The sequence below is a fragment of the Streptomyces sp. NPDC020965 genome, from assembly GCF_044333555.1.
In the GTDB taxonomy this organism is placed as follows: Bacteria; Actinomycetota; Actinomycetes; order Streptomycetales; family Streptomycetaceae; genus Streptomyces.
Genome location: NZ_JBIRRE010000018.1, coordinates 35511 through 49184 on the forward strand (window position 1 = coordinate 35511; position 13674 = coordinate 49184).

Annotated in this window: 14 protein-coding genes; 6 read left to right on the forward strand and 8 right to left on the reverse strand. The window is 68.7% G+C overall.

Features of this window, described 5'->3' with window-relative positions; all coding sequences use genetic code 11:
- Positions 1-351 precede the first annotated feature (351 nt).
- The 3 genes from ACH4S7_RS34985 (at position 352) to ACH4S7_RS34995 (ending at position 3734) form a co-directional block, all read left to right on the forward strand.
- On the forward strand, positions 352-1902 hold the full coding sequence (locus tag ACH4S7_RS34985; RefSeq protein WP_398525447.1) for a tryptophan halogenase family protein: 1551 nt from the start codon (positions 352-354) through the stop codon (positions 1900-1902).
- Between the two features lie 30 nt (positions 1903-1932).
- Complete coding sequence (locus ACH4S7_RS34990) at positions 1933-3216, forward strand: cation:proton antiporter (protein ID WP_398525448.1); 1284 nt, start codon at positions 1933-1935, stop codon at positions 3214-3216.
- Positions 3217-3278: 62 nt separating this feature from the next.
- The gene (locus tag ACH4S7_RS34995) at positions 3279-3734 is read left to right on the forward strand and encodes a flavin reductase family protein (RefSeq protein WP_398525449.1); all 456 of its coding nucleotides are present in this window, start codon (positions 3279-3281) and stop codon (positions 3732-3734) included.
- A gap of 82 nt (positions 3735-3816) precedes the next feature.
- Here the strand turns inward: ACH4S7_RS34995 and ACH4S7_RS35000 are convergent, their stop codons facing one another.
- From ACH4S7_RS35000 to ACH4S7_RS35015, 4 genes are all read right to left on the reverse strand, one after another.
- On the reverse strand, positions 3817-4794 hold the full coding sequence (locus tag ACH4S7_RS35000) for an ArsR/SmtB family transcription factor (protein WP_398525450.1): 978 nt from the start codon (positions 4792-4794) through the stop codon (positions 3817-3819).
- A gap of 145 nt (positions 4795-4939) precedes the next feature.
- Entirely contained in the window at positions 4940-5158 is a 219-nt protein-coding gene (locus ACH4S7_RS35005) for an MbtH family protein (protein ID WP_398525451.1), read from the reverse strand.
- A 157-nt stretch (positions 5159-5315) separates the two neighbouring features.
- Positions 5316-5666 carry an ArsR/SmtB family transcription factor gene (locus ACH4S7_RS35010; RefSeq protein WP_398525452.1) on the reverse strand — a complete coding sequence of 117 codons (351 nt, stop codon included), beginning with the start codon at positions 5664-5666 and terminating at the stop codon, positions 5316-5318.
- Positions 5656-5997 (reverse strand): hypothetical protein, encoded by a 342-nt coding sequence (locus ACH4S7_RS35015; protein WP_398525453.1) that lies wholly within the window; start codon positions 5995-5997, stop codon positions 5656-5658. The genes ACH4S7_RS35010 and ACH4S7_RS35015 overlap by 11 nt, the downstream gene beginning before the upstream one ends.
- Before the next feature lie 733 nt (positions 5998-6730).
- Between ACH4S7_RS35015 and ACH4S7_RS35020 the strand changes: the two genes are divergently transcribed.
- Together ACH4S7_RS35020 and ACH4S7_RS35025 are read left to right on the forward strand one after the other, a co-directional pair.
- Complete coding sequence (locus ACH4S7_RS35020) at positions 6731-7711, forward strand: helix-turn-helix domain-containing protein (RefSeq protein WP_398525504.1); 981 nt, start codon at positions 6731-6733, stop codon at positions 7709-7711.
- Positions 7712-7898: 187 nt separating this feature from the next.
- Positions 7899-8273, forward strand: coding sequence for an SH3 domain-containing protein (locus ACH4S7_RS35025; protein WP_398525454.1), 375 nt, complete (start codon positions 7899-7901; stop codon positions 8271-8273).
- A 227-nt stretch (positions 8274-8500) separates the two neighbouring features.
- On the opposite strand, the gene ACH4S7_RS35030 is transcribed toward ACH4S7_RS35025, so the two are convergent.
- Positions 8501-10144 carry a GMC family oxidoreductase gene (locus ACH4S7_RS35030; RefSeq protein WP_398525455.1) on the reverse strand — a complete coding sequence of 548 codons (1644 nt, stop codon included), beginning with the start codon at positions 10142-10144 and terminating at the stop codon, positions 8501-8503.
- A gap of 350 nt (positions 10145-10494) precedes the next feature.
- Positions 10495-11022, reverse strand: a complete 528-nt coding sequence (locus ACH4S7_RS35035) for an FBP domain-containing protein (protein ID WP_398525456.1) — start codon at positions 11020-11022, stop codon at positions 10495-10497.
- Between the two features lie 805 nt (positions 11023-11827).
- Here ACH4S7_RS35035 and ACH4S7_RS35040 point away from each other — a divergent pair.
- A complete protein-coding gene (locus ACH4S7_RS35040) occupies positions 11828-12379 on the forward strand; it encodes a hypothetical protein (protein WP_398525457.1) in 552 nt (183 codons plus the stop codon).
- Here ACH4S7_RS35040 and ACH4S7_RS35045 read toward each other — a convergent pair.
- A complete protein-coding gene (locus tag ACH4S7_RS35045) occupies positions 12297-12761 on the reverse strand; it encodes a hypothetical protein (protein ID WP_398525458.1) in 465 nt (154 codons plus the stop codon). The two genes, ACH4S7_RS35040 and ACH4S7_RS35045, sit on opposite strands and share 83 nt — an antisense overlap.
- A 342-nt stretch (positions 12762-13103) precedes the next feature.
- Positions 13104-13511 (reverse strand): hypothetical protein, encoded by a 408-nt coding sequence (locus tag ACH4S7_RS35050; protein ID WP_398525459.1) that lies wholly within the window; start codon positions 13509-13511, stop codon positions 13104-13106.
- Positions 13512-13674 lie beyond the last annotated feature (163 nt).

A 13674-nucleotide genomic window follows, 5' to 3' on the forward strand; every position in this document is an offset into this window, starting at 1 on the left:
ACAGGTGAAATATAAGGGCGTCCAGGGGCACCTCTGCCCGATACCGGAGTCGCTCCCACCTCTGACCCGATCGATCATGCGGATCGTGCGCCGACATCGGCCGGCAATGCTCCTGAGACCCACTGACATTTCGCTGACAATACGCGAAGAACACGGCCAGGAATCGAAATTAGACGATCCCACCTGCAATGTTCATTCAACGCTTAAAGAACTGGTGCACCCTTCCCCTGCTGCCTAGGGTGGTGATTCGGTGGCGCCACCGCGCGGATAACACGAACAGAGCGGGGCCGCCGACACCCGATATACCGGACCTCGGGCCCCGGACCTCGTGATCCGCCAAAGGAGTAGACCATGCTCAAAAAAGTCGTGATCGTGGGTGGCGGAACCGCCGGATGGATGGCGGCCTCCTATCTCAAAGCCGCGTTCGGCGATCGGCTCGCCGTCACGCTCGTGGAATCCGGCAAGATCGGAACCATCGGCGTCGGGGAGGCCACCTTCAGCGACATCCGCCACTTCTTCGAGTTTCTGGGGCTCAAGGAGAAGGATTGGATGCCGAGTTGCAACGCCACATACAAGCTCGCCGTCCGTTTCGAGAACTGGCGCGAAAAGGGCCATTACTTCTACCACCCCTTCGAGCAGATGCGGTCGGTCAACGGCTTCCCGCTCACCGACTGGTGGCTCAAGGACGGCCCGACCGACCGGTTCGACAAGGACTGCTTCGTCATGGCGTCCGTCATCGACGCCGGGCTGAGTCCGCGCCACCTCGACGGCAGCCTCATCGACCAGCCCTTCGACGAGGGGGCGGACGAAATGCGCGGCCTGACCATGTCCGAGCACCAGGGCAAGACCCAGTTCCCCTACGCCTACCAGTTCGAGGCGGCCCTGCTGGCCAAGTACCTCACGACCTACTCGGTGGACCGGGGCGTCAGACACATCGTGGACGATGTCCGGGAGGTCGAGCTGGACGAGCGGGGCTGGATCACCGGAGTGCGCACCACGGAGCACGGCGACCTCTCCGGCGATCTCTTCATCGACTGCACCGGCTTCCGTGGACTGCTGCTGAACAAGGCGCTGTCCGAGCCGTTCATCTCGTACCAGGACACGCTGCCCAACGACAGCGCGGTGGCGCTCCAGGTGCCGATGGACATGGAGCGGCGCGGCATTCTCCCCTGCACCACCGCCACGGCCCAGGACGCCGGCTGGATCTGGACCATTCCGCTGACGGGCCGGGTCGGCACGGGCTACGTCTACGCCAAGGACTACCTCTCCCCCGACGACGCCGAGCGGACCCTGCGGGAGTTCGTGGGCCCGGCCGCGGCGGACGTCGAGGCCAACCACATCCGCATGAGGATCGGCCGCAGCCGGAATTCCTGGGTCAAGAACTGCGTCGCCGTCGGCCTCTCCAGCGGATTCGTCGAGCCGCTGGAGTCGACCGGGATCTTCTTCATCCACCACGCCCTCGAACAACTCGTCAAGAACTTCCCGGGCGCGGACTGGAACCCCGCCCACCGCGATCTCTACAACACCGCGACCTCCCATGTCATGGACGGGGTGCGGGAGTTCCTGGTGCTCCACTACGTCGCCGCGAAACGGTCGGACACCCAGTACTGGCGCGACACCAAGACCCGGGCGATACCCGATGCGCTCGCCGAGCGCATCGAGCGCTGGAAGGTCCAGTTACCCAACTCGGAAACCGTCTTCCCGTACTACCACGGCCTCCCCCCGTACTCGTACATGTGCGTGCTGCTGGGCATGGGTGGCATCGAGCTGAAGCCGTCGCCCGCGCTCGCCCTGGCCGACGGCGCCGCCGCGCGGCGCGAGTTCGAGGAGATCAAGGAGAAGACACGGCGTCTGACCCGGACACTGCCGCCCGCCTACGACTACTTCACCCGGCTGGGCTGAGCGAGCCGCGGGCCGGAAGGGCTGCTCCGAATGGACATCTTCCCTCTGCTGCCGCGACTCGCCCACGTGGCGGCGGCGCTCGCGCTGATCCTGGTGCTCGCCCACGCCGGCAGGGTGATCGCCAGGCGGCTGCAACAACCGGAAGTCATCGGTGAGGTCACGGTGGGCCTGCTGGTGGGGCCCACGCTGCTCGCCCTCCTCGGTGACGACGTCTTCGGCACCCTACTGCCGGACCCCGTGCTCGACGTCATCGCCCTTGTCGCCCAGGCCGGACTCGTGCTCTTCCTCGTCGGCCTGGCCCACAAGCTGCGGATCGGCCCCGATCGGCCACCGCGCCGCACGATGGCCTGGGTGACCGCGGGCTCCCTGGTCCCCCCGTTGCTGACCGGCCTGTTACTGGCCGGCTGGGTCCTGCTCACGGACGACACGGCGGCGCGGGGCGACGCGCCGGTGGCGGCCTTCGTCCTGATGCTGGCGGTGGCGATGTCCATCACCGCGGTGCCGGTGATGGCCCGGATCCTGGCCGACCGGGGCATGAGCGAATCCGCGGCGGGACGGCTGGCACTGACGTCGGCCATCGTCATCGACGCGGTGGGCTGGCTGCTGCTCACCACCGCGATCAGCCTCGGCGCGGGAGATCTCACCGGGCTGCTGCACTGTCTGCGGGCGCTCCTGGTCGGCGCGGTGTGCGGGGCCGCAGTCCGGTACGGGCTGCGCACCCGGGCGGCCCGGGAGTTCTGCGCGCGGCTGCCGCGCACGGTGGCGCTCCTGCTCGCCTCGGTGGCATTGGCGGTGGCGCTCACCATGGAGCACCTGGGCATGACGGCCATTCTCGGCGCGGCGCTGGTCGGCCTCTCGGTCCCGGGTGACGGGCACGCCGCCTGGGCCCGTCCGGTCGCCCTGGTCTCCCGGACCGGTCGCGCCCTGGTCCCCGCCTTCTTCGTGGTCGCCGGGATCACGGTCCTCGACGGCGCCGACTCCGTCGTGTCCTGGCCACTGATACTGATCGCGGTGGTGCTCGGCTGCGCCGGCAAGTGTCTCGGCGGCTATGCCGGCGCGCGCCTCGGCGGCCGGCCGCACACCACCGCGTGTCGGGTCGCCGTGCTGATGAACACGCGTGGCCTGACCGAACTGATCGTGCTCCAGGCCGGTTACAGCGCCGGGCTGCTGGCCGCGCCCATGGTGCTGGCCCTGGTGGTGATGGCCCTGGTGACCACCGCCATGACGGGCCCGCTCCTGACCCTCATCGACCGCGCGGAGGGCCGGACCCTTCCCGGCGCGGTCCCCGTCGAGACAGAAAGCGACAGGCGATGACCGACCCGGCGACACCGACGATACCCACTCCCCCGGCGACTTCCCAGGGATTCCGGGGGATGATGAGCGGCTTCCCGACCGGTGTGTCCGTCGTGACCGGCACCGACCGGAACGGTGCCCCGCGCGGAATGACATGCTCCTCGATGTGCAGTGTCTCGCTCACGCCCCCGACCCTCCTGGTCTGCCTGCGCGACGGCAGCCCCACCCTGGACGCGATCGTGACGAGCGGCGCGTTCGCCGTCAATCTGCTGCACGAGGGTGCCCAGGGCACCGCCGAACTGTTCGCGTCGGGCGATCCGCTCCGCTTCGAGCTGCTGCCGTGGGAGGTACCGCCCGGCGCAGCCGGACCGCATCTGACACGGGACGCGCACACGGTCGCCGACTGTGGTGTCGTGCTGACCCAGCGGGTCGGTGACCATGTGGCCGTGTTCGGCGAGACCCGGCTGATCAGCCGGCCGCAGCCGCGGCCGCCGCTGCTCTACGGTCTGCGCGAGTTCCGCTCCTGGTCCCGGATCTGACGGCCACTCCCCCGTCGGTGTACGGGAGCCCCGGCGCAGTCACTGTGCCGGGGCTCCCGTACGCGAGCGGTCCGCGCCGGTGTCAGGGCCCGTGCCGGACGAGCTGCTGGGGGCGGCGCTCCCGGACGGCGGAGCACGGAGCGAGCGGCGGGCGGTGACCGACGCTCCGGGCCCGGACCGGGTGGACGGAACCGCCGTCCAGCAGCGCCAGGCCGAGCGGCGTCACCGTGTGCAGCACGGTGTTGCGCACCCGGCGGGTGCTGATCAGTCCCGTCGAGCGGAGCACGGCGGCGTGCTGGCTGGCGCCGGCCGCCGAGATCCCGAGCCGGTCGGCCAGTTGACTGGTGGTGCAGGTCGCCCGCAGCTCGCGGAGGGCGGCGGCCCTGGTCTGGCCGACGAGCGCGCCGAGCGACCCGGCGCCGTCGTCGCACGGCTCCCACAGGGTCGCCGCCTCGTGGGCGCGCGGCGGGGCGGCGAACACGAGCGTGAGCTGCCCGCTCCCGTCATGGTCCCCGACGAGCTGCCCCGGCCGGTGGTTGAGGAAGACCGACGGGGTGAGCACCAGGCCCCGTCCGCCGAGCCGGATGTCCTCGTCGGGGCCGCCTGGGATCTCCAGGACCGGCGACGTCCAGACGATCCTGGAGTGCAAGGTGGTCAGCAACTGTTCCACACCGCCGGTCATCACGATCCGGCCGCGTGCCTCGCACTCGGCCTCCAGATAGCCGAGCAGCCGGTCCCAGTAGGGTGCCACCGCCGCTCGCCAGACCTCGGGCAGCCACGGAGCCGGCTCCGGAGCGGAGAGCGGTGTCAGGAGTCCACCGCCGACGCCCGGACGGAGCTGCCGGAGGACTCTGTCCACCTCACCGTGGTCGCCGCTCCGCGATAGCTGCGGCGGGCGGCGCGGCATCCGTTTGCTCACCTGTTTGCGCCAGCGGGCGTAGGGCGAGCCGATGCCACGGCCGAGGAGTCCGGCCGCGAAGGCCGTCTCGACCAGCGGTCCCGCCGTGTTCTTCAACCGGATCCGCCCCAGGTCCGCGACCGTGAAGTGAATTCTCTGCATGGTGATGCCCCCCGTTGTCCCGAACGGAATGAGAGGACCCGCCGTCTGATCCCGTTGCGCCGTCCGTCGGGGGCATCCGCCGCCGGGGCCGCCCGGCCGGGCGGCCGGTGGGAGCGGAGGGGGCTCCGTACGGAGGACGGGCCGCTCAGGAGGAGGCGGTGCCGGTGCTCTCGCGCAAACTGCGGGGGCGCATGTCCGTCCAGTGTGTCTCCACATACACGAGTGCCTCGTCGCGGGTGGTCTCGCCGAGGACCACCGTCCAGCCGTCGGGCCGCTCGGCGAACGCGGGCCAGAGGGAGTGCTGTCCTTCGTCGTTCACGAGTACGAGGAATGTTCCATCAGGGGCGTCAAAGGGATTCGACACGTAGCGCGCTCCATGTTTCCGGGGTTTCGGGGTTTCGGGGTTCCGAGTTTCGGGGGTTCCGGGGTTTCGGGGTTCCGAGTTGTTTACGGGACGAGCCCCCTGGGCGCTTCCGGATACAAGCATCAGGACCAGGTGGGCCCACCCGGTCATGCTCCCGTCAGCCGCTGACGCGCCGCTGACCGCCCTCTGACGCCGGAGCCCGGCCGTCCGGATCCGTCTCGTCGGCCCGCAGGGCGGCGCTGATCGTCTCCACGTTCAATCGCAGGTCGAACGGAGCCAGTTCGAAGTAGCGGAGCGCCTTGCCATCCGCGGAGAGCTCCAGCGTGCCGACCACGATCCCGGCCTTCTCCAACCGCTCCAGATGCATGTAGAGCAGCGGCCTGGACATCTCTAGCCGCCGCGCCAGCTCGCTCACGTACATCCGGCTCGCCGCGAGTTCGGTGATGATCCGCAGTCGCTGCACATGGCCGAATGCGGCGAGAACGGCGAGGAGTTCTTCACTGGTCACGAGCCGTCCCCCTGCCTTCCCGCGCTCCACGGGCGGGACGTTCCAGTGCGGGCAGGATGACGAAGTGCTCGCGGCCTTCCGCTGGGGTCCGGACCGCCTCGGTGTCGAACGCGTCCGGCGCGGAGTGTTCGGCGATGGCTTCGAGGAGTCGGCCGACCGTCGCCGCGGGCCGTGCCGGTCTCGTGGCGCGGTGGTTGACGCTGTTCTGCCTGGACGGCTGCTGAGGGAGGCGGGCGTGGCGGCGGCCGTAGGCGCGTTCCAGCAGCGCGTCGAGCCGGCCGGCCGGTTCCGGTACGGGAGCGGTGGCAGGTGGTGGGATCGAGGTGGGCATGGTCCGGGCTCCTCGGGATCGCGGGTGGCAGAGAGGGGCCACACCCTAGGGCGGGTGCGGGACGGGCGTGGTCGGGTTCGTCCACCAGGTGACGCCCCCGGTAGCGGGCGGGGCACATCGCGGGGTGCGGTGGTGCGACCGTCCTCCCCTCACCTCGTACCGTCGCCGTCGGCAGCCGGGGCCGACTGCTCAGGAGAGCCTTACGACGGAGCGCAGGCGGAATCACCGGCTGTCCCATGGTCCCCGATCAGAGCGTCAGTTCGATGAAGAGAGCACAGTCGGATGGAGACGAGGACCGCCCCGATCTCCGTCCTCGGCCGCTGGATCGGTGAGTTGGCGTGTGAGCCCCACCGGAACACGTCCCGCCCACGAGTCGGTGTGCCGCCAGGATCGTGCGCAGGACGGAAACCGAAGAAGTCCGCGTGGACACGCTTTCCCCGCTGCTACCCGACGTTTCGGCCCGACAGAATGCATGAGTCCGCCCGAGCCGCGGTCGGTCCCAATCACGCCGGGTTCGGCCTTATCGGGACGGGAATGTAGCGCAGATGTCACTTGTGCCGTTGAGTGATTCTGAGATGGTAGGAGCGCCGGCACCTTCGTCGCCACGTCACCGAGGTGATCCATGAGCGAGATCGGCACATGGAATGAGAACAGCTCGCACAGGCAGTCGATTTCGAACTTCCCCCTCCGGCACGGCTTGACAGCACATGCACCTCAGCGGGGGTCACTTGACGTGCAGGAGTTCCGCAGCGAAGACCTACCCCCGGCGGAACGATTCGACTACTGGTGTGAGCTGCTGAGCAAAACGCATGCACCTATGGCCCTTTCCAGCGACTACGCGGCGGACTTCACAGCGCGGCAGCGGTTGATCAGGCTGGGAGGAGTGTCGTTATGGCCGACGACCTTCCAGCCACTGGTATTCGACCGCACTCCCAAACTCATCGAGGAGTCCGACCCGGAAGCCATTCATCTGTCGCTGCTACTGAAAGGGGCTGGGGGAGTCATAAGGGAGCGTGAGCAGGCGTCCTATCGCCCTTACGACTTCCACAGCAGCTTCACCTCTCAGCCGTACACCGTCTGGAGTGGGTCCGAGCCGGTCACCATGATCGGTGTGGAGGTGCCGAAGACGCTGCTCCCGTTACCCCGTGCCGAGCGGGTGGTCGGCCGGCCGCTGTCAGGGCGGGACGGGGTCGGCGCGTTACTGGCCCAGTGTCTGTGTCGGATCGCGGAGGACACCGCGTCGTACGGGCCCGCCGACGGGCCGCGTCTGGGGGCGGTCGTGGCGGATCTGGTCGCGGCGATGTGCGCACACGTACTGGACGCCGAACGAGCCCTGCTGCCCGAGACCCGCCGGCAGACCCTGCTCCTGCAGGTCAAGGCTTTCATCCAGCGGCATCTGAGCGATCCGGAACTGACACCGACCGACATCGCCGCGGCGCACCACATCTCCCTGAGACAACTGCACCGGCTGTTCCGGCAGGAGGAGACGACGGTGGCCGCCGTCATCCGCCGCAGCCGCCTGGAGCGCGCCCGCGCCGACCTTGACGATCCTGCTCTCAACACGGCACTCGTCCATCACATCGGCGCGCGGTGGGGATTCTCGTCCGCCGAATCCTTCAGCAGGGCCTTCCGCGCCGCCTACGGCCGGCCCCCTGCGGACTACCGCAGCGCCCTGCCCCGGATCACGCCCTCCGCATCCGCAAGCCGGAGGTAATCAGAGGAGCGCGGGGACGGTCCGCGCGTACCGCTGCGTTCACCAGCGAGAGCGATCCTGGCACTCGTCGTCAAGGGCTTGGCACGCAATGTCATGGAGCCCGGTTGCTGCCCTTGAGATGGTTCTTCACACCGGCACTGCGCAGCACAGCCAGTGAATCGTCAGAACATCCCGCAGGGAGACATTCATGAAACCGCTGAAGCTGAAGAAGACCGCTCTGGTGACCTCCGCCCTGCTCGCGGCCACCGTGCTCGTTCCCCTCGCCACGGCGACCCCGGCCCAGGCCCACGCGCCCTGTGGACGGTCGGCGCCGGACCTGGACCACCGAGCCTGGGAGCGGACCGTCGTGAACCATGCCAACCAGCGCACGGGCTCCAGCACCCGCTGCGCCAGCCGCGGCATGGCCGAGTCCAACGACGTCCTGGACTACCACTGCTTCACCCGGGCGGAGGACGGCCGCACCTGGACCTTCGTCACCAACGACAGCGCGCGCGACCGCCGTGGGTGGATACGCGACGACATGCTGAGGGACAACGGCAGCGACCGTAACTGTGGGCTCTGACCCCCTGGCCGGGGACCATCCGGCCACCCGATCTCCCTGGCCCGTACGGTTCACCGTACGGGCCAGGCCCGTCCCGTGGGCACGGTCGGAGCATGCCACCCCCGGGGCATCGGGTGCGCGCATCGGGCTACCGGCCGGGGCCGGGGGCCCGTAGATCCGACTCCACAGCAGTAACCGCTCGCCGTCGCCGTCCGTGCCGCGGCTGACGCCGAACTGCTGCATCCGCGTCATGCGAGGCCCAGGATGAGCCTTCCGCACCGGTCGCCGATCATCATGGACGGGGCGTTGGTGTTGCCCGAGGTGATGCTGGGCATGATCGCGGCGCTGGCCAGGCGCAGACCGCTGACGCCCCGTACGCGCAACTGGGGGTCGACGACGGCGAGGGCGTCGGTGCCCATCCGGCACGTGCCCACGGGGTGGAAATCGGACTGGGCGAAGGCACGCAGGGCGGCGATCCGCTCCCTTCTGGTCCGGACCGGTGTGTCGGGCACGACGTTCTCGCTCTTCACCCACGTGCGGAGTGGCCTCGCGTTCATCAGCTCCAGGGAGAGTTCGAAGCCTTCGAGGGAATACTCAAGGTCCTTCCGCGTGTGCAGGAAGTTCGGTTGGATCATCGGCGGAGTGTGGGGGTCGGCCGAGCGCAGCTTGACATAGCCGCGGCTGGTCGGGTGCAGATTCATCACCCCGATCGATGTGGACTCGTCCGGAGCGGGCGGATATCCGACGCGCGAATAGTAGGTCTGGAACTCGAACCGAGGCGTCCCCGGCACCTGGCCCCTGCCGGTGAAGACGTTGACGTCCATGGAAGTGGTGTGGGATTGCGGCTCCGGAGTCCTGAGCGCTCTCGAAACGACGGAGATCAGATGATCGTGCAGGTTCGCACCGACACCGGGCAGATCGATCACGACGTTGATGCCGTGCGGTGACAAGTGCTTCGCGGCACCGATACCGGACAGTTGCATGAGGTGCGCGGTGTTCACCGTGCCCGTGCTGACGATGACCTCCCGCTCCGCCGTGACCGTGTATTCGCGTCCGCCTGACTCGACAACGACGCGGTCGATCGCCTTTCGGCGGTCGAACGTCAGCCGCGTGGCGTGCGCGTCGGTGACGACCGTCAGTCGGGGATCGGTGAGGTACGGAGCGAGGAAGGTGGTGAACGCGTCCTGACGGATGCCGTTGACCACGTTGAGCTGTGTGTAGGCGGCGCCGAACTGACTCACGCCGTTGTAGTCGGCGTTGTACGGATAGCCGAGTTCCACGGCGGCATCCACGAAGGCAGTCGACAGGGCGTTGCGCCGGGTCAGCTCGTCCGACGGGTGGATCGGTCCGGTCAACGCGTCCAGCGAGGGTCGCACGCTCGTGTAGTCCCAGCCCGCGGCGCCTTGGGCGGCCCAGTGGTCGTAGTCACCCGGATTGCCACGGACCCACACCATTCCGTTGATGGAGCTGCTGCCGCCCGCGAGTTTGCCGCACACGAAGGACTGGGGCCTGTTCATGAGGGCGGACTGCGGCTCCGACCGTAACGGCCAGTTGAGCGGGGAGCCGGGGGCGCTGAGCGAGGCCGCCTTCGTGAAATCACGTACTTCCGGGAGGTCATTCGTTCCGCCCGCCTCGATCAGCAGCACCCTCGCATGTGAGTCCGCCAGCAATCGGGCGGCCAGCGTGCATCCGGCCGATCCCGCTCCCACGATGACGTAGTCGTAGCGGTGGCTCCGTGCGGAACCGGGCTTCTCCCCGGCCGCCACCAGCCCGGCCGAAGCCGCGGACACGCCGAACAATTGGAGCAGACTCCGTCGGCTGAGCGTGCCCGCCCGTACCTGACGGGCAATCTCCCGGGGATCGTGCGATGTCGAGCTGGCTACTTCGAACATACGCATCCGTCCTACGAGTTGGCCTTCACCGAAGGCCCGTGTGAGAACAGGGCAGAACGCCAAGGTAGCGCTACGCATCCCGGAGGGGGGTGGTTCAGGTAGATCAGTCCTGTGTGCGTTCTCGATGTTCGTGACGGTCCGTCACCTCTGCTGTGCGGGGGCAACGAGCTGCTCAAGCCGGCGTGCACAGGGGGTGCTCTGACACGAGAATGACCGGACACCGGTCCGGCGTCGGGCAGAGCCGTTTCACCAGGGGCACCCCCCGCCGGCATAGCCGGTCAGCTCGCCGGATGCCGGCGAGCTGACCAGGTGTGCCCTGCGTCCTCAGGCCACCGAGAGACCGCGAATGATCACTTCACCTTTCGTCGTCGGTTAGTTCGTTGCGGGTCGGAGACCGCACGTATGAAGCTGATCGTGCGGGCACGCATGCCGACGCGGCGTGACTCGATGATTTCGTCGATCGGAGGGTCGAAGGGCTGGCGGACCGGTCTGCTGTGCAGCTTCACCGCACAGTCGAGATCGGTGCACAGCAGAAGGCCGACCGTGTTAAGGCGTTCGCGTTTGTCACGGGACGGGCGTCGAGCGGTGAACAGAGAGACCTCGTTGAACCGGCGGGCGGACCGACACAGGTCGCACATCGTCGCGCGCGATTGGTGCGCCGCATCGTTCGGGGCCTGCCGCAACAGCACTCCCAACGCCTGGTCCTGGGCCTCGGTGACGAGGTAGGCGCGCTGCGGGGAGCGCATGTCTCGCCACCCGAGGTAGTCGATCCGGGCCCACCGGACGTCATCGAACCAGGCCGGCAGTCGAACCTTGTTCTCGGACGGGTCGAGGTTCACGATCGCGCCGCGCACCTCTTCCCGGGTCATCGGGCGCATGGCTTCTCCCTGCGGATCGCACACGCGTGCCACGTGTATCGAGATCGGGTTGAGGTACGTCTGTGCGTTGCGGTGCCGGCGCGCCGGCCCACCGTGCATCGCCGGTGCGCACAGGGCTGAGAGCTCCGCCCCAACGAACCGGTGTGACCGCCGGACGTACAACAGTCAGTGCGCTGTCGCCACCGGCCATCGCGGACGACGATCACCGGCAGGGCGTACCAGGCGCGGGTGAACGTACCGATGAGGAGGGCGCATGGGGTAGTTGGGAGAGTCCTTCTGGTGCTGGACACTCGGGGTGCTCCTTGCTGAGAAGTCTGTAAGGACAGCAAGAGCAGGCCGAGCCGCTCGACGAAGATGCCCACCCGTAAGCCGCGAAAGACATGCGGAGTCGGAGGCGTGGGCTGATTCAGGGCACCGGAGAATCACGTCCGGTCCGCCGTCGGGGAAGGACGGCGTCAAAGAGACGGACGGCTAGCCGGTGCGGCGAGGCGCGCTCGGCGCGGGCCGAAACATAAAAATCATTTCTCCAGGGCACAGCGGGGGCCAGAGCAGATCGAAGAAGCTCAGCAAGGCTAACAACAGCTCCCTGACCGGTGCCAACTGTTTTATGGGAGCAGTTGATCCCTTCCTCGACCGATCTGCATACTGAGCATGTTCCCAACATACTCAGTATGTTCCGATCGGGGCCAAACCTCGGGGGGGCACGTTCGGGGGGACCGCCGTCGCCACGGCAACAGCCGCGGCCCTACTCTCGGGCCTGACCAGCCCGGTGGCAGCAGCGGAAGAGCGTACGAACACCGGCCCAGTGGCGTCCGTCGAGGTGGACACCGTGGCGGCCGGCCGGCCGGCCCAGCGCCGGATCACCCTGATCACGGGGGACCGCGTCGTCGTCGACGCCCGCCACCGGGTCATCTCCGTCGAACGCGCGGCGGGCCGCGAGCACATACCCATGCACACCTGGTCTGCCGGAGGACGCACCTATGTGGTGCCCATCGACGCCCGGCAACCACTCGCCGACGGCCGCCTCGACCAGCGGCTGTTCGACCTCACCGCACTCGGCGAAAGCGTCCGGGAGGACGGGCTCCGGGTCATCGTCGGCTATAACGGCGCCACCCCGGGGAGAGCGTCGGAGCATACGGGAGCGCGGAGCACAGCGGAGACACGGGCGCGGGTGCGGGGATCGGACGGCACCGCGGTGCGGCATACCCTGCGCACCCTCAACGCCGACGCGCTGACCACACCGCACGCGGACCTCTCCGGGCTCTGGAAGGCGCTCACTCACGCCCGGGCCGAGGGCTCCCGCACCACCGCATCCGGCATCGCCCGCGTCTGGCTGGACGGAACTCCTTGTCGCTGACGGTCAGGTCCTTGATCTGGGCGTCGTGGTGCGTACGGGGGGCGGTGAGGACATGGCGGTCACGTGCGTCCCTGCCGGGGCGGAAGGACTCCGCGCTCCAGGGGTCGTACTCACCGTTCACGAAGAGCATCTGTCGGGCGTTCGGCTCGCTCCGCAGGAACTGGGGGTTCAGTTCATAGCCCCCGGTGTGGAACACGGTCGGCCGGCTGGTGTCCCGGTGCAGCAGGGTGAACTGCTGTGGGAACCTGGCGCCGTTCGGGTCGCGGTGGTCCACGGGCTGCTCATAGCTGAAGGTGAAGTACCGGTATCCCGGGTACGGCTCCTCCTTGATCAGCCGCATCTCCGGTATGGCCGAGATCCGGTCCTTGATGTCGGCGCCCACCGCCTGCCCCCCCCGGCTCCTGCCCGGCCACCTCCCCGTCGGCGGCTCCGACCGCCGTTGCCGTGCCCAGCAGCAGGGCGAGTGAGATGAATCCGGTGAGCGTCTTGCGCATGCGTGCTCCGTCACGTCGATGGCCGTCTACACCCGTCGCCAGGCACCCGGAAAGCGCTCCCCCGGCTGGCGGCTCGTGCCGCCGGGAGACCGGCTGCTGGGTATATGCGGGCACAGACGCAGTGCACGACCGACGAGTTGAGCTCCGCAGCCATCCGCACACCGCCCGGAGCGAGCCACCGGCCGCGCCGGAAGGCCCGGGACTGGAAGGGGCTGGGCGGGGCTGGGCGGCTACTTGACGCAGGGCGTCTTGAATTCCTTCGCCCCCGGGCGGGCGCGGAAGATGACCTCATGGCCCGCGTCGTCGGTGAAGACCGCCTCCGTGGCGGACCGGGTGGTCATCGTGCCCTCCTGGTCCGGGTTGTCCCAGCCGTCAGGAGGGTTGCCCGAGCCGTCGGTCAGCGGAGGGTCCGCCTCGTAGTACACGGCGCCGATACGGGTCTCGGTGACCCCGCAGTGCGTACGCAGCGTGAAGGGCACCGATCGGAGCGGAGGGGGCGTGCGGGCGGTCGCGGGGGACGGCGGGGCGGACCCGGTCGGCTCGGCGGCCTTCCGCACCGGGTCGGCTCCGGTGCAGGCGCTGAGGAGCCCGGCCGACAGCGCCAGGCCCAGGAGGATCCGTACCGTTCTCCGATTCATGGCCGTCTGACGGTCCGGGCGCTCATCCGGTTCCGTCGTACCGGGCGGCTGCGGGCGGCACCCCACCGCCGTCAATGACAGGAGGGATGGCGGCGGCCGGGCGTCGGACGGTCGTTGCGGGACCAGACCCGGCAAGGTGGCTTCCCGCTGGCCGACAATCGGC

Bases quoted from the DNA above. Each gene is read 5' to 3' on its own strand.
- ACH4S7_RS34985 (WP_398525447.1), top strand. From the start codon at position 352: ATGCTCAAAAAAGTCGTGATCGTGGGTGGCGGAACCGCCGGATGGATG.
- ACH4S7_RS34990 (WP_398525448.1), top strand. From the start codon at position 1,933: ATGGACATCTTCCCTCTGCTGCCGCGACTCGCCCACGTGGCGGCGGCG.
- ACH4S7_RS34995 (WP_398525449.1), top strand. From the start codon at position 3,279: ATGAGCGGCTTCCCGACCGGTGTGTCCGTCGTGACCGGCACCGACCGG.
- ACH4S7_RS35000 (WP_398525450.1), bottom strand. From the start codon at position 4,794: ATGCAGAGAATTCACTTCACGGTCGCGGACCTGGGGCGGATCCGGTTG.
- ACH4S7_RS35015 (WP_398525453.1), bottom strand. From the start codon at position 5,997: ATGCCCACCTCGATCCCACCACCTGCCACCGCTCCCGTACCGGAACCG.
- ACH4S7_RS35025 (WP_398525454.1), top strand. From the start codon at position 7,899: ATGAAACCGCTGAAGCTGAAGAAGACCGCTCTGGTGACCTCCGCCCTG.
- ACH4S7_RS35030 (WP_398525455.1), bottom strand. From the start codon at position 10,144: ATGTTCGAAGTAGCCAGCTCGACATCGCACGATCCCCGGGAGATTGCC.
- ACH4S7_RS35035 (WP_398525456.1), bottom strand. From the start codon at position 11,022: ATGCGCCCGATGACCCGGGAAGAGGTGCGCGGCGCGATCGTGAACCTC.
- ACH4S7_RS35050 (WP_398525459.1), bottom strand. From the start codon at position 13,511: ATGAATCGGAGAACGGTACGGATCCTCCTGGGCCTGGCGCTGTCGGCC.